Here is a 23,999-nt window from a genome sequence, read left to right as displayed (position 1 = left end):
CTGTCTGCAAACGAGACTTCTTCTTTGTCTAATCTCTTTTTCTACGGAACGCTCAGATACCTGCCATTGTTGGAATTGGTATTGGGTCGTCCATTGTCACGTCTTGAGGCAAAGCAGGCTGCTTTACCGGGGCACGCAGTGTACAGCGTAGATGGGCAGCCATTTCCGATGATCGTCAAAGAAAAATCTGGCCAAGCAGACGGTCTGCTGGTGCAAGGGCTGGGTCCAGAAGACCTGCGGCGTCTGGTGTTTTATGAAGGCGGGTTCGATTATGACCTGAGCCCGCAAACGATCCATTTGGAAGACGGTTCGCAAACGCAGGCAAGCGTCTTTTTCCCCGAACCCGATCTGTGGTTTCCCGGCGACCGCTGGTCCTTGCAAGCTTGGATCGATCAGTGGGGGGAGTTGTCGATCGCCGCAGCTCAGGAGGTTATGAGCTTTTACGGTCGGATGGATGCCAAAGCGGTCGCACGCTGCTTTCCGTCGATCCGAACCCGGGCGTGGGCGCGAATGGCCGCGCGGCGTCGACAGACCGGTGATCTGCGCGATGTTGGGTCAGATGTCGTTCTGCATAAGCATGAACGGGCGTACCTAAGCTATTTCGGCATGAACGAGATTCGAGTGCAGCACCGCCAGCATGACGGAACCATGGGGCCGGTCCTGAATCGCAGCGCCTTGATGCAGGGCAGCGCTGTCGTGGTGTTGCCCTATGATCCTGCAAGGGACACGGTCCTGCTGGTGGAGCAGTTCCGAGCCCCGGTTTACTTGATTGACGATCCCGAACCCTGGATGTGGGAGCCGGTGGCAGGAATGATTGACCCCGGAGAATCCCCCGCGCAGGCGGCGCAGCGAGAAGTGCTTGAAGAGGCGCAAGTAGACCTGAGCAGCTTGGAATATGTAGGGGGTGCTTATTCCTCAAGCGGGTCGTCAACCGAGTACATTCACCTTTATGTCGGACTGGCCGATCTGACCAAGACAGTTGAAAACGGTGGGGTCGCTTCGGAAGGCGAGGATATTCGCACTCAAATTCTGCCATTTGCCGAGTTCATGGACCGTGTGGACAACAATGGGTTCAAGGACTTACCCCTGTTGATGTTGGCCAATTGGCTGGCGCGTCACAAGAACCGTTTGCGGGCATAGTTATCGCGGCTTGTGGTTGTCGCGCGTCGACTGTAAATCTTCGTTGATATGTAAAGAAAAGAGGGTGCCATGCGCATTGCACGAGACCTTGCTGACGCAGTAGGAAAAACGCCGTTGATCCGGCTGAAACGCATCAGCGAAGAAACCGGGTGTGAAATCCTTGGCAAGGCCGAGTTCATGAACCCCGGCCAATCGGTCAAGGACCGCGCGGCGCTTTATATAATCAAGGACGCCATCGCGCGGGGTGAGCTGAAGCCCGGCGGAACCATTGTCGAAGGCACCGCAGGAAACACCGGAATCGGCCTTGCGCTGGTTGGGGCATCGATGGGGTTCAAGACCGTGATCGTGATCCCGGAAACCCAGTCCGAAGAAAAGAAGGACATGCTGCGGCTTGCCGGGGCGCAACTGGTGCAGGTTCCCGCCGCGCCTTACCGCAACCCCAATAACTTTGTGCATTACTCGCGCCGACTGGCCGAGGAACTGGCGCAGACCGAACCCAATGGTGCGATCTGGGCCAACCAGTTCGACAATGTGGCAAACCGTCAGGCGCATGTGGAAACCACTGGCCCAGAGATCTGGGAGCAAACCGGCGGCAAGGTTGACGGTTTTGTAAGCGCCGTGGGCTCCGGTGGGACTTTGGCAGGCGTCGCGGATGCTTTGCAGCCCAAAGGGGTCAAGATCGGCCTGGTCGATCCGATGGGCGCGGGGCTTTATTCCTATTACACTACCGGTGAAATCGCGATGGAGGGCAGCTCGATCGCCGAAGGGATCGGTCAGGTGCGCATCACCAAGAACCTTGAGGGTTTCAAGCCCGACTATGCATATCAGATGACAGATAACGAGGCGCTGCCCTACATCTTTAGTTTGCTGCGCGAGGAAGGTCTGGTCATGGGCGGCTCGACCGCAATCAACATGGCCGGTGCCGTGCGTCTGGCCAAGGATCTTGGGCCGGGCCATACCATTGTGACGATCCTCTGCGACTATGGCACACGCTATCAGTCCAAACTGTTCAACCCGGAATTCCTGCGTGAAAAAGAGCTGCCGGTGCCTGATTGGATGACCGAAGCCCCCCGCAGCATTCCTGGCGTGTTCGAGGACGTATGATGCCGCGGCAGGTCCGCCTGTTTCTTGCCCTTGTAACGGTTTGTTTGGCCGTTTGCGGTGGCCCTGTTGCCGCCCAACTGACCGACCGACAAAGTGAGTATTATCAGGGCTGGATCAGCACGGCGGACCGGGCCGAAGCGGTAATCGAAGCGAACCGCGCTTCGAATGCTGCTTTGGAGAACCTGCGTTCTGAAATCAACGAGTACCGAGAGGTCTTTAATCGCGCGCGGGATGCAAATACGGAACGTATTCAGACGCTGGAAAGTCAACTCAAGGCATTGGGGCCAGAACCTGAGGGTGACGCCTCTGAACCCGAAGACATTGCGACAATCCGTGCGCATCTGGAAGAACAGCTCAACAGCCTTCGGGTCCCGCGTGTTGTATCCGAAGAGGCGTATAGCAGGGCCAACGGGCTTATCAGTGAAATAGACCAGATCATCCGGCACCGTCAGACCAAAGAGTTGTTGGAACGAGGTCCGTCGCCTCTTAATCCTACATATTGGGCACCTGCCTGGGTGGACGTGAAAGAAGCCGCCCGTGGCTTGATCAATGAAATAACCGAAAACCTGAGAACGGATGTCGCCCGCGAGCAAATGAGAGAGCGCGGGTTGGGGATATTTGTCCTGTTGGTCATATCGGCGGTGTTGCTGATTTTCGGGCGGCACTGGTCGGAAAAGGGCGGTGATTACCTGCGGAAGTTGGGGGGCTCTGGCACGGGCGTCTGGACTTTTGTGATATCCCTGTTGCGGATCATCTTGCCGTGGTTGGGCGTCCTAGCCGCAGTTGTCGCAATTAACCTGACCGGGGTGCTGGGTGTGCGGGGCACCTTGCTGCTTGAGGAAGTGCCATACTGGGCCGGAATTATCTTCTTTTATGACTGGATCGGGCGGCAAGTATACCTGATGGGGCAGGCCAGAGGGTTCAAGCGTCTGTCCGCTGCCAGGATCAAGGAACTTCGCGTCTATATTGATCTGCTGGCTGCGATGCTCATCCTTCATGAACTGGCCGTCTTGTTCGAGCAGATCGAAAATATCTCGGATTCCACGCGTGCAGTAGTCAGTTTTCCTGTCATCGTGGCCACGGCTTTGTTGCTGCTTCGGGTGCGCCATATCCGGACCAATGACGCGCAACCAGACGAGGCCGAAGCCCCAAGTGTAGCTCGGGCGGCAGGCTTCAGCCAACTGGTCGAATTTCTGCGGCGCGCCTTGTTGCTTCTGGGTATTGCGACACCTGTTCTGGCCGTCTTTGGGTATACCAATGCGGCCGAAGCCATAGTCTTTCCCGCAGTAAAAACGCTGGTTCTGATTGCTGCGTTGGTCATTTTTCAGCGCTTCATTACGCAGGTCTACGGCTGGATCACGGGGCAGGGCGAAGCTGTCTGGGATTCGCTGTTTTCGGTTCTGGTCGGTTTCGCGTTGGCTATCTTTGCTTTGCCGATCCTTGCCCTTTACTGGGGGGCGCGTCAGACCGATTTGCTTGAAGCTTGGTCACGTCTGTTGCTGGGCTTTGATATCGGCGGAGTGACGATATCGCCAAGCAACTTCTTCGTCTTCGTGATCGTGTTCCTGATCGGTTACGGTCTGACCCGAATGCTGCAAGGCGGATTGCGCAACTCTTTGCTGCCAAAGACAAGCATTGACCCCGGCGGTCAGAACGCGATCGTTTCCGGCACCGGGTATATCGGAATTTTTCTGGCCGCGCTGGTTGCCATTATGGTTGCCGGGTTCGACTTGTCCTCGCTGGCAATTGTCGCCGGTGCCTTGTCCGTTGGGATCGGTTTCGGGTTGCAGACCATCGTCTCGAATTTCGTGTCTGGGATCATCCTGCTGGTCGAACGTCCGATTTCAAAAGGGGATTGGATCGACGTTAACGGGATGATGGGCTACGTGCGCGACATCTCGGTCCGGTCTACGCGGATTGAGACGTTTGATCGTACGGATGTGATCGTTCCCAATTCTGACCTGATCAGCGGCGTTGTAACCAACTATACGCGCGGCAATACCATCGGGCGTGTCATTGTTCCGGTTGGCGTCGCTTATGGGACGGATACCAAACTGGTTGAAACGATACTGGGCGAAGTCGCCAATGCGCACCCAATGGTTTTGGCCAATCCCGCGCCCAGTGTCGTGTTTCAGGGATTTGGTGCGGATTCGTTGGATTTTGAGATCCGGGCCATCCTGCGCGACGTGAACTGGGTGCTTTCGGTAAAATCGGACATGAATCACGAGATTAACCGGCGCTTTGCCGACGAAGGTATCGAGATTCCGTTCGCCCAACGCGACGTCTGGCTGCGTAATCCGGATACGCTTAGGGAATCGTCAGCCGCGCCTACGCCTGAACCGGCAAATGAGGCGGGGGACACCCCGACCGACACAGACAAGTCTTCCCCGATCGAGATGACCGAGGCGGATATGCCCGACAGCGACGGGGATGAGGTCTGAGGCCGGTTTAAGCGCGATCCGAAAAGGTTGAATTTTCGCTATATTCGGGCCTTGCAAATCCCCAAGCGATAGTCCAAATATCGCGCCCACGGAGAGGTGGCCGAGTGGTCGAAGGCGCACGCCTGGAAAGTGTGTAGGCGGGAAACCGTCTCCAGGGTTCGAATCCCTGTCTCTCCGCCATTCACCCTAAAAATCCAGACCCAGATCGATTGTCCTGTAGGAATGCGTCAGCGCCCCGGATGAGATGTAGTCGACGCCCGTTGCTGCGATCGCGGCCACGGTTTCTTTGGTCACGTTGCCAGAGGCTTCGGTTGTGATTTGCCCGTTTGCCATCGAAACCGCTTTGGACAGCATGTCTGGGGTCATGTTGTCTAACAAGACGACATCCGCACCTCCAACCGCAAGCACGTCTTCCAGTTGTTCCAAATGGTCCACTTCGATTTCAACCTTCATCATGTGGGACGCACGCGCCTTGGTTGCTTCGAGGACCGCCCGAACGCCTCCGGCGGCGGCGATGTGGTTGTCCTTAATCAGAATTGCGTCGGACAATGAAAAGCGGTGATTAAAGCCGCCGCCGTGCAGTACGGCCTGTTTTTCGACGATACGCAGGCCGGGCGTTGTCTTGCGGGTGCAGGTGATACGCGTATTGGTGCCTTTGGTTTCAGCGACCAGAGCGGCAGTCGCAGTAGCCACCCCTGTAAGGCGTCCGGCAAAGTTCAACGCCACACGTTCACCAGACAGGATCGAGGCTGCATTGCCGCGTATCTCCATCAGGGTCTCGCCCTTGGCGCAGCGTTGGCCATCTTGCACGTGGCGAACGATCTCAAGCGCAGGGTCGACCAGACGAAAGGCAAGCTCTGCCACTTGCATGCCGGACACCACCGCATCTTCACGCGCGTTTAGCCGAGCAGAGTAGGTTGTTTCTGGCGGTATGACCGTCAACGAGGTGACGTCGCCGTTGGATCCCAAATCCTCCATCAACGCCGCGCGGACAATCGGTTCTAGGATTAGATCGGGTAGGGCAGGAACGGTCATACGTTTTCCTTTGTGTATTTGTCTCGAAACGCCAGCGCCTGTTCAAGCGTCAGCATTGATCGTTGTCCGGGGCCGGAATGCGTCTGTGGAAAATCCGACCTGTAGTGTGCGCCGCGACTTTCTTCTCGCATCAAAGCCGCCGCCGCGATCAGTGTCGCGGTCGCCGTCATATTGAGAAATGCCGGTGAGTTTTGGTTTTCGGCTTCGAGCAGAGCTATGCGGCTCAACGCTTGGCGCAAACCTGTTCCCGTGCGAACGACGCCGACCAGATCCATCATGATCCCGCGCAGCTCTGCCGTGGCTTGCAAGATCGCTGTTTGGCAACTGGGCGCAAAATTTAGATCTACCGGTTCGGCATCGTCACAAGGGACATGCTTTGCAATGTCTCGCGCGCAGGTACGAGCAAACACCAACGCCTCTAGCAATCCGTTTGAAGCGAGCCGGTTTGCCCCATGCAGCCCGGTCGAGGCCGCCTCACCACAAGCCCAAAGCCCGCCCAATGTGCTGCGCCCGGACAGGTCTGCCGCGACGCCACCCATATGATAATGCGCTGCGGCCGTGACAGGTATGGGCGACAGCACAGGATCGACGCCATTGCGACGACAGGCTTCAGTAACTGCGGGGAACTGCGACGCGATGTCGACGCCGATGGCCTGCCGCGTATCCAGCGCAGGTCGCAGGCCGGACTGGGTTAGCAGAAAGACCGCGCGGGCAACAATGTCCCTAGGCGCGAGCTCTCCATCCGGATGCAGTTCAGGCATAAACCTGTGCCCGGTCTTGTCGATCAATACCGCACCCTCGCCGCGCAGGGCTTCGGTGGCCAGTGGGCAGGGGTCTTCGCCGACATTGATCGCCGTTGGGTGGAACTGAACGAATTCTGCATCTGCAATTTTCGCTCCGGCTCGCGCCGCCATGCCTATGCCCTGACCTCGGATACGGGTGGGGTTGGTTGTTTGCGCGTAAAGCCCGGCGGACCCACCAGTTGCCAATACATAAGCCGCCCCGTGCAACGCAATCGAGGGCGTATCTGATCCATTCGCCGGGGTCAGGTAGACGCCCTGAACCTGCTGGCCATCACTGTCAAAGCCGATGGCCTGTACCCCTTCAATTACTTGGATCGACGGCGTCGCACGTAGTGCGGTGACCAATGCGCGCATGATTTCCGCACCCGCCTGATCGCCTTTCACACGGACGACCCGGGCGGCCGAGTGGGCGGCCTCGCGGGATTGAACAAAGGCCCCGTCGCTGGTTCGGTCAAAGTCGGTGCCAAGATTTGACAGGTCAAGAATATGATCCGGCGCGGCGCGCGTTACGAAATCGGCTACCTCTTGCAGAACCGAACCGGCCCCTGCGCGCACTGTATCTTCCGCATGAGCCTCAGGGCTGTCAGTTTCGGCCATCGCAGCGGCGACCCCCCCCTGCGCCCAGGCCGAGCTGGCGCCGGTCCCCAGCGCCTCGGGCGAGATCATCACGACGGGTCGCGGTGCCAGTTTCAGCGCGGCATAGACGGCGGCCAATCCAGCGCCGATGATCACCACGCGCTTGGTGCTGACGTGTTGCATCCGCCCGGTCAGATACCCAGTTTGCGCGAAAGGTCTATCATCCGCTGAACTGACAAGCGGGCTTTGTCGGCCACATCTGCTTCAACTTCGACCTGTCCGGTCATGGTATCCAGTGCATAAAGCACTTTTTCGAGGGTGATTTTCTTCATGTATGGGCACATGTTGCAAGGACCCACAAAGTCGACCTCGGGCAGTTCGTCCGCAATGTTCGAAGCCATGGAGCATTCGGTGATCAGCAGCGCTTTTTCGGGTTTTTCATCCGTGACGTATTTGATGATGCCGCTGGTCGAGCCCGAGAAATCTGCCTCGGCCACCACGTCGGGGGGGCATTCCGGATGCGCGATCAGTCGGGTGCCCGGGTTCCATTCGCGGAAGTCTCGCAGGTCGCTGGCCGAGTATTGTTCGTGAACGATGCACGATCCTTCCCACCAGACAATGTTCTTTTGTGGAACGTCCCGTGCCACGTTCTGCGCCAAGTACTGATCAGGGGTCATGATGATGGTGTCGCTGTCTAGTGCCGCAACGATCTGTGCCGCGTTAGACGATGTGCAGCAGATGTCAGAGGCCGCTTTGACCTCGGCCGTGGTGTTGACGTAAGACACCACTGGTGCACCGGGATAACGACGGCGCATTTCGGCCACGCCGTCCGCCGTTATGGATTCGGCCAAAGAACACCCAGCTTCCATATCGGGCATTAAAACCGTCTTGTCCGGGCTAAGGATTTTGGATGTTTCGGCCATGAAGTGCACACCGCATTGCACGATCACGTCCGCTTCGACCTCGGTTGCCTTGATCGCCAGTTGCAGGCTGTCGCCGCCGAAATCCGAGATGCCGTGATAAATCTCGGGCGTCATGTAGTTGTGGCCAAGGACAACTGCATTGCGTTCGGCCTTTAGGTCGTTGATCGCTTTGACATAAGGCGCATAGATCGCCCAATCCATCGGCGAAACGACGCGGGACATGCGCGCATAGATGTCTTCCATGCTGGCTGCCAGTTCCGCTGAGGGGCTAAGGTCGTACTTTTCGGAAAGATGCGCACGCTGCGCAGGTAGGTCGAACACGGGTCTGATATCTGCCTGTTTTACACTCGCGGCACTGAATATGTGATTTGAAAGTGATTGACCACCGCTCCGCTGGGAAGAATGTTCCAAAATTCCCGGCATCCACGGAACTATATTGTTTTCGTGTGGGATTTTTCTGTTCTATGAGTGCATTTGCCGCGCAAGGCACCGAATTTCGACAGCTTTCCGTCCTTTGTCGCAAGATTGGCGCAATGCTGCCACAAGAGGTGGCAATAACTCCGGTATTGCATCATTGGGTTGGTCGTTGGCGACTGACCCCAAGGATGTGTCGCGGCGGTAACTACGGTTTGGAAACTGGAACTTACCGATTAGCGAAATGTGACAGTTGAGATATCAAGGGCAGCGACCCAAAACGAGAAAAAACCAAAGCGACGTGTTCTAGAAAACGCGATCCCATCGCAAATAATCGAGCAGGACAGTTCGCGTTCGGAGGTTAAATGTTATTGTCTGTAGTCGTTCCTTGTATGAACGAAGAGGACTCTGTGCCGATGCTGGTCGAGCGTCTGGTCGCGGCAACTGATCCCTGGTCCACTGACCGGGAGATCGTGCTGGTGGATGATGGCTCTACCGATGGCACGTGGGACGAAATCTGCAAGCAGAGCGAAAGCCACGCAGGTGTTCGCGGCATAAAGCTGTCAACGAACCGTGGGCACCAAGTCGCTTTGACGGCGGGTTTGATGGCGGCCAAGGGGCAGCGGATTTTCATGCTGGACGCCGATTTGCAGGACCCGCCCGAACTGCTGCAAGATATGATGGCCATGATGGATCGCGGGTATGACGTGGTCTATGGGCGCCGCAGCGAACGCAAGGGCGAGAGCTGGTTCAAGAAGATGACCGCGCATGGGTTTTACCGGGTGCTGAATCGGCTGTCGGATGTGCCTATTCCCAACGATACGGGTGATTTCCGTTTAGTGAGCCGCCGCGCATTGGATGCGGTTTTGGATATGCCCGAGCGGTCCCGGTTCATCCGGGGAATGTTCGCTTGGGCTGGGTTCAAGCAGATTGGCATTGAATATGTTCGCGACCCGCGCGTGGCGGGTGAGACCAAGTACCCGATGTCCAAGATGATCCGTCTTGCGTTTGATGCCTTGTCCAGCTTCTCGATCAAGCCCTTGCAGATGGCCACCCGGCTGGCCTTTCTGACCTTGCTCATCGCCGCATTGATGGCTGTATACGTGTTCTGGTCACTGATCTTGTACAGCACGGTTGCTGGTTGGGCGTCGACCGTTTTGGTCATCAGCTTCTTTTCAGGCATTCAGTTGCTGACCCTTGGCATTATCGGAGAATACCTTGGACGGCTTTATGTCGAAGCAAAGGGGCGGCCCTTGTTCTTTGTGGATGAACAGGTTGGCAATGGTGTCGAAACTCTGTCCGAGAGAGCGCAGAAGACGTCATGAGTGAACCCAAACGCATATTTCGGTTTGCAGTGGTCGGAACCGGTGTCGCCGCATACTATTTTGTCACGTATCTTGGCCTGCTGCAGATATTCAATTCCCCTTGGATCGCAAACCTGCTGGCATTCGGGTCTGCAATCCTTATCCAGTATGTTGGCCAAACCGCTTGGACGTTTGGTAGGCCAGTGGTCGCGCCGGGTCAGTTTGGCCGCTTTTTGTGCATGATTGCGATCGGCTTAGTCGTTTCCTCGATGATAACGGGCATCCTTGCACCTAGGCTGGCCCTCGCCGAACCGGTCGCCGCCGGTTTGGTCGTAGTTGTTCTTCCCATCATAAATTTCGTGATCCTGCGTTTGTGGGTCTATCGCGAAGAAAGCTCAATTTAGAGAGTGGTCATGTCGCATATCTATTCCAACGAGTTCTTTGACTACATCGACCGTGGAGCGCGCAGCTCGGCTGTTCGGCTGATCGAAACGCTTCAATCCCATGTCAAACCAGACAGTGTCGTGGATTTTGGGTGTGGGCGCGGCGTCTGGTTGTCAGAATGGGCAGCCGCCGGGTGTCAGGATGTTGCAGGTGTGGATGGCGATTATGTCGATCGCGAGACATTGGCCATTCCAAAGGACTGCTTTTTTGGCAAAGACCTGAGTCAGCCTGTCGATTTGGGCCGTAAGTTTGGGTTGGCGCAATCGCTGGAAGTAGGCGAGCATTTGCCCCATGAGGCATCGGCCAGCCTGGTTCAAAGCCTAACAACGCATAGCGATCTGGTTCTGTTCTCAGCCGCCGTGCCGGGGCAGGGTGGTGAGTTCCACATCAATGAACAGCCTTTGTCGTTCTGGCAGGGACTGTTCGCTGAGCAGGGCTATGCGGCCTATGACTGTCTGCGCTCTATTCTGTTTGACGATGCCTCGATCGAACCCTGGTATCGCTATAACAGCGTCCTTTACGCAAACGAAGCTGGCGCCGCGACGCTTCCGGCAGAGGTTCTGTCGACCGAAGTGAAACCGGGCGCGTTGAAAGAGGTGGGCACGTTCGGTTGGAATTTGCGGAAAATGATCGTTCGCAGATTGCCACAAACGGCGGTCACCAAAATAGCACAGGTCCGCGCATCCGTCATCGCGCGCTCGCACCGGAGCCAGTGATGAACGTAAGACCTCTGTGGCAGGACCTATTGCGCCTGTGGTTGCTGGCTTTTGCGGCTTTGCTGGTGATTTACGGGCCGCTGGTTATTGATCCGCTTGTGCGCCACGATGACTTCCCCGCACTGCTGGGGCAAAAATTTATGGCCAATCGAAAAGCCTTGGATGAAGGGCGGTGGCTGAATTATTGGTGGCAGTTCAGGCCGTTTCTGTGGTCTTCGCCCGTTAGCTTTGCCTTATACCTGATGGCCTGGGCCACATTTTCCGCCTGTACATCAATCACGATGCTCGGGCGCGAGGCACCTGGATGGTACAAGGGTTATTTTGCGCTGTTTGTCGCGCTTTCTCTCCCGGCATTCATGATCGCATTTTGGTTTAACACGCTATTGCCAGGCGTTTGGATCATTACTTTTTATGCGTTGGGCGTCGTGTTCCTGCCGCATCGGGTTTCGGTCGCATTGCTGATCGTCGCGGTGCCGTTGTCCTTTATGGCCTATACAACTTATCCGTTCCTTTTAATGGCCTTGGCGCTGATGTCCTACAAGGCGCCGAAAACATACAAGAGCATGGCGATTACTCTGTTCGTGTTCTTTTTCAGCCTCGGTGTAGGTATGCTGTCCGTTTACAGTCTGAATTACATCTATCACGGTGTTTTTGGCATACCGATTGCCGACTGGCGCGCCCCGTCCGAGGTCCAATCAACCGAGGATCTGATAAGGAACCTCGGTAAGTTGCGCATCTATCTTCAAACGACGATTAGACAGCTTGGAGGCGGAGCGGCTGGCAGTGGCGTTGTGCTACTGGCATTCTTCGCTATCGGTTGGGGCATATTGTTCCGCTCTCAGCGGTTCGTTGCCATTACGGTGTTGGTTGCGATGTTGGCGGGTCTTGTACCGTTGCTTGGCAAATCACTGATGTCGGGTGTTTTTGTCCCGGCCCGTGCATTTGGCTGGATTTGGCTATTGCTTGGGTTCACCTTCACCGCCGCAACTTTGCATCTGTCGTTGACGCCGGGAAGGGTGGCAAGTATCGCCCGGATCACCATTATGTACGTTCTGCTGATCAAGATCATTCTTTTTGGACGTGCGACATATGTCAGGGTTCCGCCATGGCAAGAAGCCACTCGGGACTTGGCTTCAGCGATACCTGACACCACGGAAACCGTGTATATCTATGGGCACTATCTTGGCCTGACTGGTGCAGGACCCGCCGGCATTCAGTTCCCCCGAGGTTTGAGGTTGCGTCTGGTTTATCTCACAGGTTTAGACGTCGTTATATGTGATGAGACACCCGACGAATGTGCTGACGTCGAGCCGCCGATTGATCCACGGGGTTGGACGCATATCCCAATTATAGAGTCCGAAGGTAATCAAACCTTCATGCTGATGCCTTACCCGCCGATCGGACCGTAGTCTGCGCGCATTTTGCTCATGCCGAAAAAAGCAATTTGTAACACTTAGGAGAAGGATTTATGAACGGGTTTCAGTTTAGCATTTAATCCAGTGGCGGGATGTTCGGCTTCTGGCCCTAGATAGCAGGCAAAATGATAGATCTGAGCGAATTGAAACCCTTGCGCAAAAGCCGCAACTACCTGATTTTTCAGCACCCCGAAAATGACAAGGCTTTGCTGAAGGTCAGGGTAGATGAGCCTGTCCGCAACCACCTTATCCCTCGATACGCCGAATGGCGCTATGGGAACCTGCGGCAATGGAACCGTGAGGCAAACGAATATCTGGCGGCGCTGCATCGTGGCCGCCCCGAGATTGAGCGTTTGGCGCGTTTTATGGGCTATGCTCCGACCTCGTTGGGGCCGGCAATTGTGGTCGAGAAACTGACAGGCCCGGATGGTGATCTTGCACCGACGCTGCATAAGGAACGGTTGGGCCTAAGGAATGATCCCGAAGGGTTGGAACGTCTGCGCCAGGAATTCATGGGTCTTCTGGATGATCTCGAAAAAGGCCGCATCATCGTTGGCGACATGAGCTATGAAAACATAGTGCGTGCACAAGAACGGGGTGGAAAACTCACTATCATCGACGGTCTGGGAGAGAGGGTTTTGTTCCCGCTTGCCTTAATCAGCGACTGGGCGTTTCGCTTGTCGATTCAACGGCGCCGCGATCGCTTGGGTGGCGGCTTCGGGTTTTGACCAAGCGGGTCTGAGATTTCACTAAGTCTTGAAAGCGTGCGGCTGCCTTAACTCTCAGGCTGACCGCCTGCTTGGTAGTATTAGTGGGCCGATCTCATGGCGGTAATGATCGCATGATGCAGTGACCCGGCCGAGGATCTGGGTCCATAAAGGCTAACATGGTCGGTACCGCGACACAGGGCGAAACACCCAATATGGTGAATTGAACCGCGCGCCGCGTACCCGGGCTCAAACCGTCGCAGATCCAATTGACACAGAAGTTCCAGAACCGCATTGATCCCATCGCCCTGCAAATCGAACCGCGCCCAGGCATCCGTTTGCTCCGTGACCGAAGCTGTATCGCCGAAGATTGCCTTCACCTGATCCGCAAGGTCTTCGTGGCTGTCAAAGGGTGCTTCGATCATCCACTGGTCTGGCCCTGACCAAAAGGCGATCACCTGATCTCCGGTAAATCGCTGAACTTCGGGCGCTGGCGCCCCAATCATTTTGGCCATGGCCTTTTGCGCCTGTGTTTCCTTCCCACGGCGCGCAGCGACCGAGGCCAAGGCCACACCTGGAACTTCAGTACATGTGACCGACCCAACTGTGTCAACACGCGGCTCAGACCCACCAAGGGCGGTTGTGGCGACAAGATCATGCACGAAGACGTTCTCCTTCGGGATCAACAAAATGGGCCGAGACGATTTCGACTTCGATCGTCAGGTCGGTCAGCGGGGAAACAAGGTGCATCTTCTCGCCCAGCCGTTCATCGCCACGTTTCAGCAGGCCCAGACCGATGTTGCTGTTCAGGCTGGGGGAATAGGCCACCGAGGTCACATATCCCTGATCATGCGCTGCATCGATGGGGCCTTCGACGTTCATAAGGTGGCCTCCGGCAGTTACCTTATCTTCAGGAGTGATCGGCTTTAGCCCCACCAGTTTCAATATGTCCGGTGCGGTCAAAGCCTCTCGCTCGGACAAAACCGACCCGATACTGTCCTTTTCCTTTGAGACCACCTTGCCCATGCCAAGGTTCAGAGCCGTGGTGGTTCCGTTCAACTCATTGCCGACCGGGTGGCCTTTTTCGATCCTCATTACGCTTAGTGCCTCGGTGCCATAGGGCGTGACGTCGAACTCCTCACCCTCAGTCATCAACCTTCGCATCAGCGCATCGCCATAGCGCGCGGGGACGGCGATCTCGAAGGCCAACTCGCCCGAGAACGAGATGCGGAACAGCCGTGCCCGCAGCCCACCGCAGACAGTGATCTTGCCGCAGGCCATGAAGGGAAACGCCTCGTTCGAGATATCGAATTCGGGGTCTACGATCTTTTGCAGAAGCTTGCGCGAATTTGGCCCTGCGACCGCGTATTGCGCCCAGCCGTCTGTGGTCGAGATCAGCTGCACATCCAGGTCTGGGAACAGGCACTGGCGCACAAATTCCATGTGGCGATAGACACTTACAGCGTTTGCGGTTGTGGTGGTGACGACGAAATGATCCTCGGCAAGACGCGCGGCGGTGCCGTCATCCATGACCATCCCATCCTCGCGCAGCATCAGGCCATACCGCGTTTTGCCGACCGCCAGCTTGGCGAAGCCGTTGGCGTAGACGCGGTTGAGGAAATCGGCGGCATCCGTGCCTTGAACGTCGATCTTGCCCAGCGTGGTGCAATCGCACACCCCGACCGAGGCTCGAGTCTGGCGCACCTCACGGTCGACGGATTCGCGCCAATGCGTTTCACCGGGTTGAGGGAACCACTGCGCGCGCAGCCAGTTCCCGGCCTCGACAAACACCGCTCCGCGCTCCTTGGCCCAATGATGTGACGGGGTCAGGCGGGTTGGGTGGAACTCCTTGCCAATCATCCGTCCTGCAAACGCGCCGATAGGAACGGGCGTGTACGGTGGGCGGAAAATGGTGGTGCCGGTTTCAGGGATCGACTTGCCCGCGACCTCGGCCATGATCGCAAGCCCCGTGATGTTCGAGGTCTTGCCCTGATCGGTTGCCATGCCCAGCGTAGTATAGCGTTTCAGATGCTCGACCGAGCGGAAGCCTTCCTGATAGCTGAGTTTCACATCCTTGACGGTCACGTCATTCTGCTGATCAACCCATGCCCGTTTGCAGCCCTGCACATACCAGAACGGCTTTTGTGCAATGGGCGAGTCCTCGGTCTCGGGCAGGTCGGGCAGGGTGGTTAGGTCCAGCGCGGTGGCGGCTGCTTGGGCGCCTGAGCGAAGCGCGCCATGGGTCGACATGACTCCATTGGCAGCGCCAGCGACGGACATGCCGACCGGTAGGTTTTCTCCCGGCACGAATGAAGCAAGGGCTTCGTTCCAAACAGGCTGCCCGCGCTGGTGGCAGGTCAGGTGGACATTCGGGTTCCAGCCGCCTGACACGCCCAGCGCGCCGCAATCCAGCATTCGGGTCGAGCCATCGGGCAGGGCGATCTCGACAAAGCTCAGGCCCAGACGACCCTTGGTGTTCAAGACCTGCGCGCCCTTTAAGACCTCGTAGTCATAGCTGAGCGGTGCGTCTTCGCGCACATCCACCACGGCGGCGATTTTCACACCTTTGGCGTGCAGGTCCGAGGCTGTGCGGTGACCGTCATCATTGTTGGTAAAGATCGCCACGCGCGGCGCGGCGGTTACTGCAAAGCGGTTGGCGTAGGTTCGAAGCGCGCTGGCGGTCATGATGCCGGGTCGATCATTGTTTTCAAACGCAATCGGCCGCTCGGTCGCCCCGGCACACAGCAGCGCCTTTTGACTATGGATCCGCCACAGGATCTGGCGCGGTTTTCCAGCGGGCAGCGAAGGCAGGTGATCGCCAGTCCGTTCCACGGCCCCATAGATTCCGTGGTCAAACGCTCCGATCACAGTGGTGCGCGGCATCAGCCGGACGTTCGGCACGGCGGAAAGTTCGGCAACGGCCTGCGCCGCCCAGTCGGTTGCGCTGTGGTCGCCGACCGAAAAGGTCTCGCTGTTCAGACGTCCGCCGAGCATGAAGTCCTCATCCGCCAGTATGACATCTGCGCCCGCGCGTCCGGCGGCCAGCGCTGCCATCAGACCTGCAGGCCCGGTACCGATGATCAACAGATCACAATGACGGAAGCCTTTGTCATATTCATCCGGGTCAGGCTGCATCGACAGCGACCCAAGGCCAGCGGCGCGGCGGATGATCGGCTCGTACAGCTTCTCCCAAAAGGCGGCGGGCCACATAAAGGTTTTGTAGTAGAACCCTGCCGACAGGAAGTTAGAAAACATGTCATTCACGGCCATCGCGTCGAACCGAAGACTTGGCCAACGGTTTTGCGAGTTTGCGATCAACCCGTCAAACATCTCGATGGTCGTGGCGCGGGTGTTGGGTTCTTTGTGCGCTCCGCTGCGCAGTTCCACCATACCGTTGGGTTCTTCGGAACCCGCCGTTAGCAACCCGCGCGGACGATGGTATTTGAACGACCGCCCAATCAGCCGCACATTGTTGGCCAGCAGCGCCGAGGCCAGAGTATCGCCGGGATGCGCAGTATAGCTGCGCCCGTCAAATCGGAAGTTCAGGGTCGTATCGCGGTCGATCTGCCCACCGGTCAGCCGGTTCGCCTGTGTCATTTCGAACGCCCCCGCGCGCGGGCCACATCGCGGGCCAGTTCCACCTTGGAAATCTCGTGGGTCAGTGTGTTGCGAGTGATGACCAGCCAAGACCGATCCCCGGCTTCGTGATACCAAAGCTCTTGATGCTCACCGGCGGGGTTGTCGCGCAGATAGGCATAGTTATAGAACGCGTCGGCGGCATTTTCGGCCATCCCGTCAGGCCGGTCGATCAGGGAGGCATCGCCCAGATATGTGAACTCCGAAGCATCGCGGGGCCCAAGCAGGGGGTGGTTGATGATCATGTCCGTGTTCCCCTTAGTGCAGGTTGGGCTGGTTGCCCGCGCCTTTTTCGTCGATCATCCGGCCAGTGCGGAACCGGTCCAGACGATAGGCGGTGGCAACGGGGTGCGGTTCGTCTTTTGCCAGCAGGTGCGCAAAGCAATAGCCCGAGGCAGGCGTGGCCTTGAACCCTCCGTAGCACCAGCCGCCGTTGAAATAGAGCCCCTGAACCGGGGTGCGGTCGATGATCGGAGAGCCATCCATCGACATGTCCATCACACCACCCCACATCCGCAGTAATCGCGCGCGGCCGATCATGGGCATCAGGGCCATGCCGCCCTCACACACATCCTCGACCACAGGCAGATTGCCGCGTTGGGCATAGGTGTTATAGCCGTCGATATCGCCGCCAAAAACCAGCCCGCCCTTGTCGGATTGGCTGACATAGAAATGGCCCGCACCAAAGGTGATGACGCTGGGCAGAATGGGCTTTAGCCCCTCAGACACAAACGCCTGCAAGACGTGGCTTTCAATGGGCAGGCGCATCCCGGCCATGCCCATCACACGGCCCGAGTTTCCAGCGACCGCACAGCCCACTTTGCTGGCCCCGATAAAGCCCCGGCTGGTTTCGACCCCCAGACAGGTGCCGTTTTCGATCCGCAGGCCAGTGACCTCGCAATTTTGGATGATGTCGACCCCGTGTAAATCCGCCGACCTTGCATAACCCCAAGCCACCGCGTCATGGCGGGCCGTGCCCGCGCGACGCTGAACCAGACCTCCCTTGATAGGAAAGCGTGCGTCGTCGAAATTCAGATAGGGATGCTCGGCCCGGACCTGGTCGGCGTCCAGCAGTTCCGCATCCGCGCCGTTCAGGATCATCGCATTGCCGCGCCTTATGTAGGCGTCGCGTTGTCCGTCGGTGTGAAATAGGTTGATGATCCCGCGCTGGCTCATCATCGCGTTATAGTTGACGTCCTGTTCCAACCCTTCCCACAGTTTAAGCGAGAATTCGTAGAAAGGCTCATTCCCGTCCAGCAAATAGTTCGAGCGTACAATCGTCGTATTTCGCCCTATGTTGCCGCCCCCGATCCAGCCTTTCTCGACCACGGCCACGTTGCGCAGTCCAAACACCTTGGACAGGTAGTGCGCCGTGGCCAGACCATGACCGCCGCCGCCAATGATGATGACGTCGTAGTGGGGCTTGGGCTCAGGCTCACGCCAGACCGGTTTCCAGCCCTTGTGACCGGTCAACGCCTCTTTGATGACTCGAAAGCCAGAATATCGCATGAATCGGACCTTTTTCGCCAGAATTCACTATTTTGGGGCGGTTGGATATCCTCAGATGCGACATCGACATGTCTGAATCAGACCCTTGCCTGAAAACGCACCAAGTCCGAGAACCAGTCGGCAAATTCGGACACGGCGGCAGAGTCGCGTTGGACCGACAGGAAATACCCCTCGCTGGCCGCCGCGGGTTGATCAAAAGCGGGCTGAACGGCCCCGGTTTTAAAGGCATGAGCTGCGATGATCGAGTTAACCAAGGCCACACCGTTTCCAGCCACCGCGAGTTGCAGCGCCAAACCATAGGAATCCACAAAATAAGTTGGGTGCCCGACCTGTTGGCCAGTTACCTCGGACCACGAAGCCCAACTGTCGGAGGTTCCCACAGATTCAATTAAAGGCAAGGTTTGCAGATCGCCAACCAACGCAGGTGCCTTGACTGGGATAAGGCGGTTCGGCTGCAAAGGAACCGCGTTCTTGCCGACCTGCTTTTCCGACCCGAACCTGATTTCGATATCCGCACGCGATGCCACGTATTCGTCGGGCCAGATCGTGCTGACAAATCGCACTGATGTTTCGGGATGCTGCGACCTGAACCGTGGCAGGGCGGGTGCAATGACCCATTCGATTATACTGATCGAGGCCGCCACGGTGATATGCCGCTCTTTTTTCTCGGTCAGGTAGGGCGATGCGGCGGTCTCCAGCATCTCAAGCGCTGCTTCGACCTGTGGCAGCAGTTTTCGGCCTTCATCCGTCAGGGACAGCCCGCGCGCGTGCCGGTGAAACAGGACCACACCCAACCGCGTTTCCAGCGCGCGGATTTGCTGGCTGACGGCGGATTGCGTCAGGCCGATCTCATCAGCGGCAGCGGTAGAGCTTAGCCTGCGGGCGGCTGCTTCAAAGGACCTGAACCATGTAAGCGGGGGCAGTGTTTTTGCCATCGGTAACTGACCTATTAGTGATGGTAATACCTAAGGCTAAAGTTCTTTCGTTTGTCAAAAGATGATTCCGGCGGTGATATTTTGCCTGACTGAAAAAGGGGGCAACCGTGAAGCCAAACATCCGAAAAATCGTAACCTATGATGAGGAAGTTCTGGTCGAAGGATTTCGTAAAGCCGACCGTACTTGGCGCATGTTTGCCGTTGCAGCGGTTGTGTCGAACCCGTGGGCTGGTCGGTATGTCGACGATCTGCGCGCTGAAATCCTTGCTTATGGACCGATCTTGGGTGAATTGCTGACCAACCGAATGGTCGCGCTGGCCGGAGGGGGCGATGCGATCGAGGCCTATGGCAAAGCTGCCGTTGTCGGATTGGACGGTGAGGTCGAGCACGCCTCGGGTCTGATCCACACCCTGCATTTCGGGAATTTTTTCCGGCAGGCGGTTGGTGCAAAATCCTACCTGTCTTTCACCAATACACGCGGGCCCGCGAACACGCCGATCATGGTGCCGATGATGGATAAGAACGACGCGGGCCGTCGGTCGCATTACCTGACGCTGCAATTTGCGATTCCCGACGCGCCGCGCGCTGATGAGGTTGTTGTGGTTCTGGGTGGTGCGACTTCGGGGCGGCCACATCATCGTATCGGAGACCGCTATCAGGATTTGAAGGATCTGGGTCATGACGTGGACAACCCGGCCTCGGTTTGAGTTTGGCGATCTTGCCGTCATAGAGTCAGGCGAGGGGCCGCTGGTCATCCTGTTACACGGGGTTGGCCTGCGGGCTGAGGCGTGGAATGCGCAGATTGATGCATTCGGCGCGGCAGGCTTCCGCGTGTTGTGTCCGGACATGTCTGGCCACGGTCGGTCACCCTTCCGTGACCCCGGTGGGCTGCTCAGCTACGTTAAAGCCGTTGAACCCCTATTGTCCGAACCATCCGTTCTAGTCGGACATTCGATGGGCGCGTTGGTAGCGTTGTCGTTGGCCGCGTCTGGACATGAGCATGTCAGGGGTGTTGCAGCCCTGAATGCAGTTTACCAGCGTGATCCCAAGGCGCGTGAGGCGGTTATTGCACGCGCCACTTCATTGAGTGCAGACGCATCGAACGATCCGTCAGGTACACTTAGACGCTGGTTCGGCGGTCACGAGACCAAAGAACGCGACGCGTGTGCCCAATGGCTGACCGAGGTGAACCCGGCGGCCTATAAAGCCGCCTACAGCGTCTTTGCTGAAAGCGATGGGTTGTCGGATGATGACCTATCCAAAATCACGTGTCCCGCGCTGTTCATGACAGGCGCGGACGAGCCGAACTCAACCCCCACTATGTCCCGCAAGATGGCAGATCTGGTGGCGCAGGGACGTGCCGAGATCGTGCCCGGCGCGGCGCACATGATGCCAATGACTCATCCGGTTGAGGTGAATTCGTATCTGTCGGGGTTCGTGCAGGAGTGCCTGATATGACGACCATCGACCCAAGGGCGCTGCGTGACGCTTTCGGCAGCTTCATGACCGGCGTAACCGTTGTGACCACACTTGATCCCAATGGGGCTCCGGTCGGATTCACGGCAAACTCATTTTCGTCCGTATCGCTGGATCCGCCTTTGTTGTTGGTTTGTCCGGGCAAGTTTCTGTCCAGCCACGATGTTTTTGCCAAGTGCTCGCATTTCGCTGTCAACATCCTGTCTGAGGGTCAGCAGGAAGTGTCCAACACCTTTGCAGGCTTTAAAGGCGACCGTTTTGCCAAGGTTGACCACTCCAGAGGGTTAGGTGACCTGCCATTGATCCAAGGGGCATTGGCCCAATTTTGTTGTGAAACGCATGCCGTTGTCCCTGCCGGGGATCATACGGTTTTGATCGGCCGAGTTCAGGAGTTTTCACACGCCAAGGGCAATGGTCTGGGTTATGTCGGCGGGGCGTATTTCAGCCTGGGTCTGGAGCGCGAGATCGACGCGAAAGAGCCAACAATCTGCGGTGCGTTGGTGCGGTCGAACGGCCATGTTTTGCTTGAGGTTCACAACGGTCGGCACCAACCGCTTCAGATCGCAGGTGTCGAACCCGGAGGGCAGCGCAATAGGTTGGCGCAAGGGCTGTCAGACCGTGGTGTGACTGCGCGGGTAGATCAGGTGTATTCCTCGTTTAGCGACGCGGCAAACGCGCTACACTATACGTTCTTTTTGACCACTTGCCACGATACCCCCGCAGTAGAAGGCACCAAATGGGTGCCTGTCGATGCATTGCCCAAGCTCACCTATACCACTCAAGCCATCCACGACATGATGACCCGCTTTGCGATCGAGGCGCAGGAGGGGAATTTCTCTCTCTACCTTGGCGACGCGAAACAAGGTGACATCCACAGTTTGAATGAAGGAGCCCGTTGATGGAGTTTTCCCTGTTTGCCCATATGGAGCGTCTGACGCCGCAGCAGCCTCATGACGTTCTTTACGATGAATTCGTTGGGCTTGTTAAAATGGCGGACGAGGGCGGGATGCGCGCGGTCTGGACGGGCGAGCATCATGGGATGGAGTTCACCATCGCGCCGAACCCATTTCTATCGTTGGTCGATCTGGCGCATCACACGCGCAACGTCCGTTTGGGGACTGGGACGGTTGTCGCCCCATTCTGGCATCCGATCAAACTGGCGGGTGAGGCAGCGGCAGCGGATCAGATCACCAAAGGGCGAATAGAGTTGGGGATCGCGCGCGGGGCGTATTCCTTTGAATACGAACGCCTAATGCCGGGCATGGACGCGTGGGAAGCGGGTCAAAGGATGCGCGAGTCGACGCCGTTGTTGAAAGAAATCTGGCGAGGGGACTGTGCACATGATGGTGAGTTCTATTCCTTCCCCGCAACGACGTCCGCGCCGAAGCCATTGCAAGAGGACGGACCCCCGATCTGGATCGCAGCACGCGACCCCAACAGTCACGAGTTTGGCGTCCATAATGGGTTTAACATTCAGGTCACCCCCTTGTGGCAAGGCATGGAAGAGATCGAAACCCTGATGGGGCGGTTCAACGATGCCTGCGACAGCTATTCTGGACCGCGCCCCAAAATCATGTTGCTTCATCACACATATGTCGGCGCTGATGAAGATGATGTTGCTCGGGGCGTCCAGGACTTGCGTCGGTATTACAATTATTTCGGTGCGTGGTTCTTGAACAAGCGCCCGATCACTCAGGGCTTGATTCTGCCGATCTCGCCAGACGAAATGGACGCGAACCCTATGTACACGACCGAGAAGCTGGCGGCCGATCTGACCGTCGGCACCCCGCAACAGGTCATCGACCGCATCAAGCGGTACGAAGATTTGGGCTATGATGAGTTTTCGTTCTGGATCGACAGTGGAATGACCAACGATCGCAAACGCGCGTCGTTGGCTCGGTTCATTGACGAAGTCATGCCGGTTTTTCAGTGAGGATCACGATGGGTAACTTGCCGCACTTTAAGCTTTTCATTGATGGCCGCCGGACCGAAGGCGCGTCGACACAGGTTATGACGTCTGAAAACCCGGCTACCGGTCAGGGTTGGGCGACCTTCGCCTGCGCCGCGCCCGAGGATGTTGACCGCGCTGTCGCAGCAGCAAAACGCGCGTTGGACGATCCGCTGTGGCGCGATCTGTCAGCAACCGCTCGGGGGAAACTGCTGTATCGACTGGCTGATCTGGTTGCCGAAAACGCATCGCGTCTGGCCGAGCTTGAGACAACGGACAGCGGTAAGTTGCTGGCGGAAACTGCGGCGCAAACGGGGTATGTCGCGGACTATTATCGGTATTTCGCGGGGTTGGCTGATAAGGTCGAGGGGACGGTTCTGCCAATCGACAAACCGGACATGCACGTGTTTACGACGCGCGAACCGATTGGAGTGGTCGCCGCGATCGTGCCGTGGAACGCGCAGATGTTCCTGACTGCAACAAAACTAGGCCCCGCTCTTGCGGCTGGGTGTGCCGTGATTCTGAAAGCCTCGGAAATCGCACCGGCCCCGATGCTGGAATTCGCTCGATTGATCGATGAGGCCGGTTTTCCGCCAGGTGTTGTGTCGGTTATCACAGGGGATGCCGAAAATTGCGCCATACCCCTGACGCGCCATCCCGACGTGGATCGCATCGCTTTCACAGGCGGGCCGGAAACCGCGCGCCACGTTGTGCGAAACTCGGCTGAAAATTTCGCGGTTACCTCTTTGGAACTGGGCGGTAAATCCCCGATACTGGTGTTTGAGGACGCGGATCTGGATGGGGCGGCGAACGGCTTGATTGCAGGTAACTTCGGCGCGTCCGGCCAAAGCTGCGTCGCGGGAACCCGTGGGCTGGTGCACCGGCCTGTTCTGGATGCTTTGATAGAGCGGATCGAAGAAAAATCCCGCGCGATTCAGGTGGGTGATCCTTTGCATGGGGACACGCATGTTGGCCCGCTCTGCACGCAAGCTCAGGTTCGCAAGATCCAAGAGACGCTGGCTGCAGCACGCGGGCAGGGTGCAGTGATACGGTTCGGTGGGGATACCGCAGACAGGCTGGGGAATTACATGAATCCGACGCTGGTTCAGTGCAACTCGCCCGAAACGGAGACCCTGAAGGTCGAAATGTTTGGCCCTGTGATGTCCCTATTGCCGTTTGATACCGAGGAGGAGGCCATATCGCTGGCAAATGCCACACCCTACGGGCTTGGATCTGGCGTTTTCACGCAGAACCTTGCGCGCGCGCACAGGGTTTCCAAGCGGATCAGGGCTGGCATCTGCTGGGTAAATACGTATCGCGCAATCTCGCCCATCGCGCCGTTTGGCGGGTTCAATCAATCCGGCTATGGGCGCGAGGCCGGGGTCGAGGCGGTATTGGATTACACACGGACCAAAACAACATGGATCAGCACCGCGCAAGAGCCGATGGCGAACCCGTTTGTAATGCGCTAAG

Annotated in this window: 21 protein-coding genes and 1 tRNA gene; 14 read left to right on the top strand and 8 right to left on the bottom strand. The window is 57.4% G+C overall.

Annotated elements, in window-relative coordinates; translation table 11 throughout:
- Positions 1 to 24: 24 nt before the first annotated feature.
- The 4 genes from GOV88_RS01940 (at position 25) to GOV88_RS01925 (ending at position 4,865) form a co-directional block, all read left to right on the top strand.
- Positions 25 to 1,140, top strand: coding sequence for an NUDIX domain-containing protein (locus GOV88_RS01940; protein WP_171239371.1), 1,116 nt, complete (start codon positions 25 to 27; stop codon positions 1,138 to 1,140).
- 69 nt (positions 1,141 to 1,209) lie between these two features.
- Complete coding sequence (locus GOV88_RS01935; RefSeq protein ID WP_171210669.1) at positions 1,210 to 2,244, top strand: cysteine synthase A; 1,035 nt, start codon at positions 1,210 to 1,212, stop codon at positions 2,242 to 2,244.
- A complete protein-coding gene (locus GOV88_RS01930; RefSeq protein WP_254449137.1) occupies positions 2,244 to 4,685 on the top strand; it encodes a DUF3772 domain-containing protein in 2,442 nt (813 codons plus the stop codon). Before GOV88_RS01935 ends, GOV88_RS01930 begins: the two co-directional genes overlap by 1 nt.
- A gap of 90 nt (positions 4,686 to 4,775) precedes the next feature.
- A tRNA-Ser gene (locus GOV88_RS01925) sits at positions 4,776 to 4,865 on the top strand.
- Between the two features lie 6 nt (positions 4,866 to 4,871).
- Here the strand turns inward: GOV88_RS01925 and nadC are convergent.
- The 3 genes from nadC to nadA are packed head-to-tail and all read right to left on the bottom strand — an operon-like array spanning position 4,872 to position 8,343.
- The gene (gene nadC / locus GOV88_RS01920; protein WP_171123070.1) at positions 4,872 to 5,720 is read right to left on the bottom strand and encodes a carboxylating nicotinate-nucleotide diphosphorylase; all 849 of its coding nucleotides are present in this window, start codon (positions 5,718 to 5,720) and stop codon (positions 4,872 to 4,874) included.
- The gene (locus GOV88_RS01915; protein ID WP_171239369.1) at positions 5,717 to 7,282 is read right to left on the bottom strand and encodes an L-aspartate oxidase; all 1,566 of its coding nucleotides are present in this window, start codon (positions 7,280 to 7,282) and stop codon (positions 5,717 to 5,719) included. The genes nadC and GOV88_RS01915 overlap by 4 nt, the downstream gene beginning before the upstream one ends.
- 8 nt (positions 7,283 to 7,290) lie before the next feature.
- Entirely contained in the window at positions 7,291 to 8,343 is a 1,053-nt protein-coding gene (nadA, locus tag GOV88_RS01910) for a quinolinate synthase NadA (RefSeq protein ID WP_171239368.1), read from the bottom strand.
- 458 nt (positions 8,344 to 8,801) lie between these two features.
- On the opposite strand from nadA, the gene GOV88_RS01905 reads away from it, so the two are divergent.
- The 5 genes from GOV88_RS01905 to GOV88_RS01885 all read left to right on the top strand — a co-directional run bounded on the left by GOV88_RS01905 (position 8,802) and on the right by GOV88_RS01885 (position 13,043).
- Positions 8,802 to 9,761 (top strand): glycosyltransferase family 2 protein, encoded by a 960-nt coding sequence (locus GOV88_RS01905; RefSeq protein WP_171210674.1) that lies wholly within the window; start codon positions 8,802 to 8,804, stop codon positions 9,759 to 9,761.
- The gene (locus GOV88_RS01900) at positions 9,758 to 10,144 is read left to right on the top strand and encodes a GtrA family protein (RefSeq protein ID WP_171123078.1); all 387 of its coding nucleotides are present in this window, start codon (positions 9,758 to 9,760) and stop codon (positions 10,142 to 10,144) included. The genes GOV88_RS01905 and GOV88_RS01900 overlap by 4 nt, the downstream gene beginning before the upstream one ends.
- A gap of 9 nt (positions 10,145 to 10,153) precedes the next feature.
- Positions 10,154 to 10,900 carry a methyltransferase domain-containing protein gene (locus GOV88_RS01895; protein WP_171239367.1) on the top strand — a complete coding sequence of 249 codons (747 nt, stop codon included), beginning with the start codon at positions 10,154 to 10,156 and terminating at the stop codon, positions 10,898 to 10,900.
- Positions 10,900 to 12,309, top strand: a complete 1,410-nt coding sequence (locus tag GOV88_RS01890; protein ID WP_171239366.1) for a hypothetical protein — start codon at positions 10,900 to 10,902, stop codon at positions 12,307 to 12,309. The genes GOV88_RS01895 and GOV88_RS01890 overlap by 1 nt, the downstream gene beginning before the upstream one ends.
- Before the next feature lie 131 nt (positions 12,310 to 12,440).
- Positions 12,441 to 13,043 (top strand): YrbL family protein, encoded by a 603-nt coding sequence (locus tag GOV88_RS01885; protein WP_171123084.1) that lies wholly within the window; start codon positions 12,441 to 12,443, stop codon positions 13,041 to 13,043.
- An 80-nt stretch (positions 13,044 to 13,123) separates the two neighbouring features.
- Here the strand turns inward: GOV88_RS01885 and GOV88_RS01880 are convergent, their stop codons facing one another.
- The 5 genes from GOV88_RS01880 to GOV88_RS01860 all read right to left on the bottom strand — a co-directional run bounded on the left by GOV88_RS01880 (position 13,124) and on the right by GOV88_RS01860 (position 19,102).
- The gene (locus GOV88_RS01880; RefSeq protein WP_171239365.1) at positions 13,124 to 13,684 is read right to left on the bottom strand and encodes a sarcosine oxidase subunit gamma; all 561 of its coding nucleotides are present in this window, start codon (positions 13,682 to 13,684) and stop codon (positions 13,124 to 13,126) included.
- Positions 13,677 to 16,619 (bottom strand): sarcosine oxidase subunit alpha family protein, encoded by a 2,943-nt coding sequence (locus tag GOV88_RS01875; RefSeq protein ID WP_171239364.1) that lies wholly within the window; start codon positions 16,617 to 16,619, stop codon positions 13,677 to 13,679. The genes GOV88_RS01880 and GOV88_RS01875 overlap by 8 nt, the downstream gene beginning before the upstream one ends.
- On the bottom strand, positions 16,616 to 16,903 hold the full coding sequence (locus tag GOV88_RS01870) for a sarcosine oxidase subunit delta (RefSeq protein WP_171121233.1): 288 nt from the start codon (positions 16,901 to 16,903) through the stop codon (positions 16,616 to 16,618). The genes GOV88_RS01875 and GOV88_RS01870 overlap by 4 nt, the downstream gene beginning before the upstream one ends.
- A 13-nt stretch (positions 16,904 to 16,916) precedes the next feature.
- Entirely contained in the window at positions 16,917 to 18,167 is a 1,251-nt protein-coding gene (locus GOV88_RS01865) for a sarcosine oxidase subunit beta family protein (protein WP_171239363.1), read from the bottom strand.
- Positions 18,168 to 18,244: 77 nt separating this feature from the next.
- Positions 18,245 to 19,102: a LysR family transcriptional regulator gene (locus tag GOV88_RS01860; RefSeq protein ID WP_171239362.1), complete on the bottom strand. Its 858-nt coding sequence runs from the start codon at positions 19,100 to 19,102 to the stop codon at positions 18,245 to 18,247.
- A 107-nt stretch (positions 19,103 to 19,209) separates the two neighbouring features.
- On the opposite strand from GOV88_RS01860, the gene GOV88_RS01855 reads away from it, so the two are divergent.
- From GOV88_RS01855 to GOV88_RS01835, 5 genes are read left to right on the top strand one after another with little or no spacing between them, the layout of a single operon-like run.
- The gene (locus GOV88_RS01855; protein ID WP_171121236.1) at positions 19,210 to 19,809 is read left to right on the top strand and encodes an amino acid synthesis family protein; all 600 of its coding nucleotides are present in this window, start codon (positions 19,210 to 19,212) and stop codon (positions 19,807 to 19,809) included.
- Positions 19,781 to 20,560, top strand: a complete 780-nt coding sequence (locus tag GOV88_RS01850) for an alpha/beta fold hydrolase (protein WP_171239361.1) — start codon at positions 19,781 to 19,783, stop codon at positions 20,558 to 20,560. The genes GOV88_RS01855 and GOV88_RS01850 overlap by 29 nt, the downstream gene beginning before the upstream one ends.
- Complete coding sequence (locus tag GOV88_RS01845; RefSeq protein ID WP_171239360.1) at positions 20,557 to 21,477, top strand: flavin reductase family protein; 921 nt, start codon at positions 20,557 to 20,559, stop codon at positions 21,475 to 21,477. The genes GOV88_RS01850 and GOV88_RS01845 overlap by 4 nt, the downstream gene beginning before the upstream one ends.
- Entirely contained in the window at positions 21,477 to 22,511 is a 1,035-nt protein-coding gene (locus GOV88_RS01840; protein WP_171239359.1) for an LLM class flavin-dependent oxidoreductase, read from the top strand. Before GOV88_RS01845 ends, GOV88_RS01840 begins: the two co-directional genes overlap by 1 nt.
- A gap of 8 nt (positions 22,512 to 22,519) precedes the next feature.
- Positions 22,520 to 23,998 carry an aldehyde dehydrogenase gene (locus GOV88_RS01835; protein ID WP_171239358.1) on the top strand — a complete coding sequence of 493 codons (1,479 nt, stop codon included), beginning with the start codon at positions 22,520 to 22,522 and terminating at the stop codon, positions 23,996 to 23,998.
- Position 23,999 lies beyond the last annotated feature (1 nt).

This window comes from Ruegeria sp. HKCCA5491 (assembly GCF_013034565.1).
Lineage (GTDB): Bacteria > Pseudomonadota > Alphaproteobacteria > Rhodobacterales > Rhodobacteraceae > Ruegeria.
The sequence above is the reverse complement of the archived record's forward strand: the minus strand, read 5'-3'. Positions and strand labels throughout refer to the sequence as shown.

Bases quoted from the DNA above. Each gene is read 5' to 3' on its own strand.
- GOV88_RS01930 (WP_254449137.1), top strand. From the start codon at position 2,244: ATGCCGCGGCAGGTCCGCCTGTTTCTTGCCCTTGTAACGGTTTGTTTG.
- GOV88_RS01915 (WP_171239369.1), bottom strand. From the start codon at position 7,282: ATGCAACACGTCAGCACCAAGCGCGTGGTGATCATCGGCGCTGGATTG.
- GOV88_RS01870 (WP_171121233.1), bottom strand. From the start codon at position 16,903: ATGATCATCAACCACCCCCTGCTTGGGCCCCGCGATGCTTCGGAGTTC.
- GOV88_RS01890 (WP_171239366.1), top strand. From the start codon at position 10,900: ATGAACGTAAGACCTCTGTGGCAGGACCTATTGCGCCTGTGGTTGCTG.
- GOV88_RS01875 (WP_171239364.1), bottom strand. From the start codon at position 16,619: ATGACACAGGCGAACCGGCTGACCGGTGGGCAGATCGACCGCGATACG.
- GOV88_RS01835 (WP_171239358.1), top strand. From the start codon at position 22,520: ATGGGTAACTTGCCGCACTTTAAGCTTTTCATTGATGGCCGCCGGACC.
- GOV88_RS01860 (WP_171239362.1), bottom strand. From the start codon at position 19,102: ATGGCAAAAACACTGCCCCCGCTTACATGGTTCAGGTCCTTTGAAGCA.
- nadC (WP_171123070.1), bottom strand. From the start codon at position 5,720: ATGACCGTTCCTGCCCTACCCGATCTAATCCTAGAACCGATTGTCCGC.
- GOV88_RS01905 (WP_171210674.1), top strand. From the start codon at position 8,802: ATGTTATTGTCTGTAGTCGTTCCTTGTATGAACGAAGAGGACTCTGTG.
- GOV88_RS01850 (WP_171239361.1), top strand. From the start codon at position 19,781: ATGACGTGGACAACCCGGCCTCGGTTTGAGTTTGGCGATCTTGCCGTC.
- GOV88_RS01845 (WP_171239360.1), top strand. From the start codon at position 20,557: ATGACGACCATCGACCCAAGGGCGCTGCGTGACGCTTTCGGCAGCTTC.
- GOV88_RS01900 (WP_171123078.1), top strand. From the start codon at position 9,758: ATGAGTGAACCCAAACGCATATTTCGGTTTGCAGTGGTCGGAACCGGT.
- GOV88_RS01840 (WP_171239359.1), top strand. From the start codon at position 21,477: ATGGAGTTTTCCCTGTTTGCCCATATGGAGCGTCTGACGCCGCAGCAG.
- GOV88_RS01865 (WP_171239363.1), bottom strand. From the start codon at position 18,167: ATGCGATATTCTGGCTTTCGAGTCATCAAAGAGGCGTTGACCGGTCAC.
- GOV88_RS01935 (WP_171210669.1), top strand. From the start codon at position 1,210: ATGCGCATTGCACGAGACCTTGCTGACGCAGTAGGAAAAACGCCGTTG.
- GOV88_RS01885 (WP_171123084.1), top strand. From the start codon at position 12,441: ATGATAGATCTGAGCGAATTGAAACCCTTGCGCAAAAGCCGCAACTAC.
- GOV88_RS01895 (WP_171239367.1), top strand. From the start codon at position 10,154: ATGTCGCATATCTATTCCAACGAGTTCTTTGACTACATCGACCGTGGA.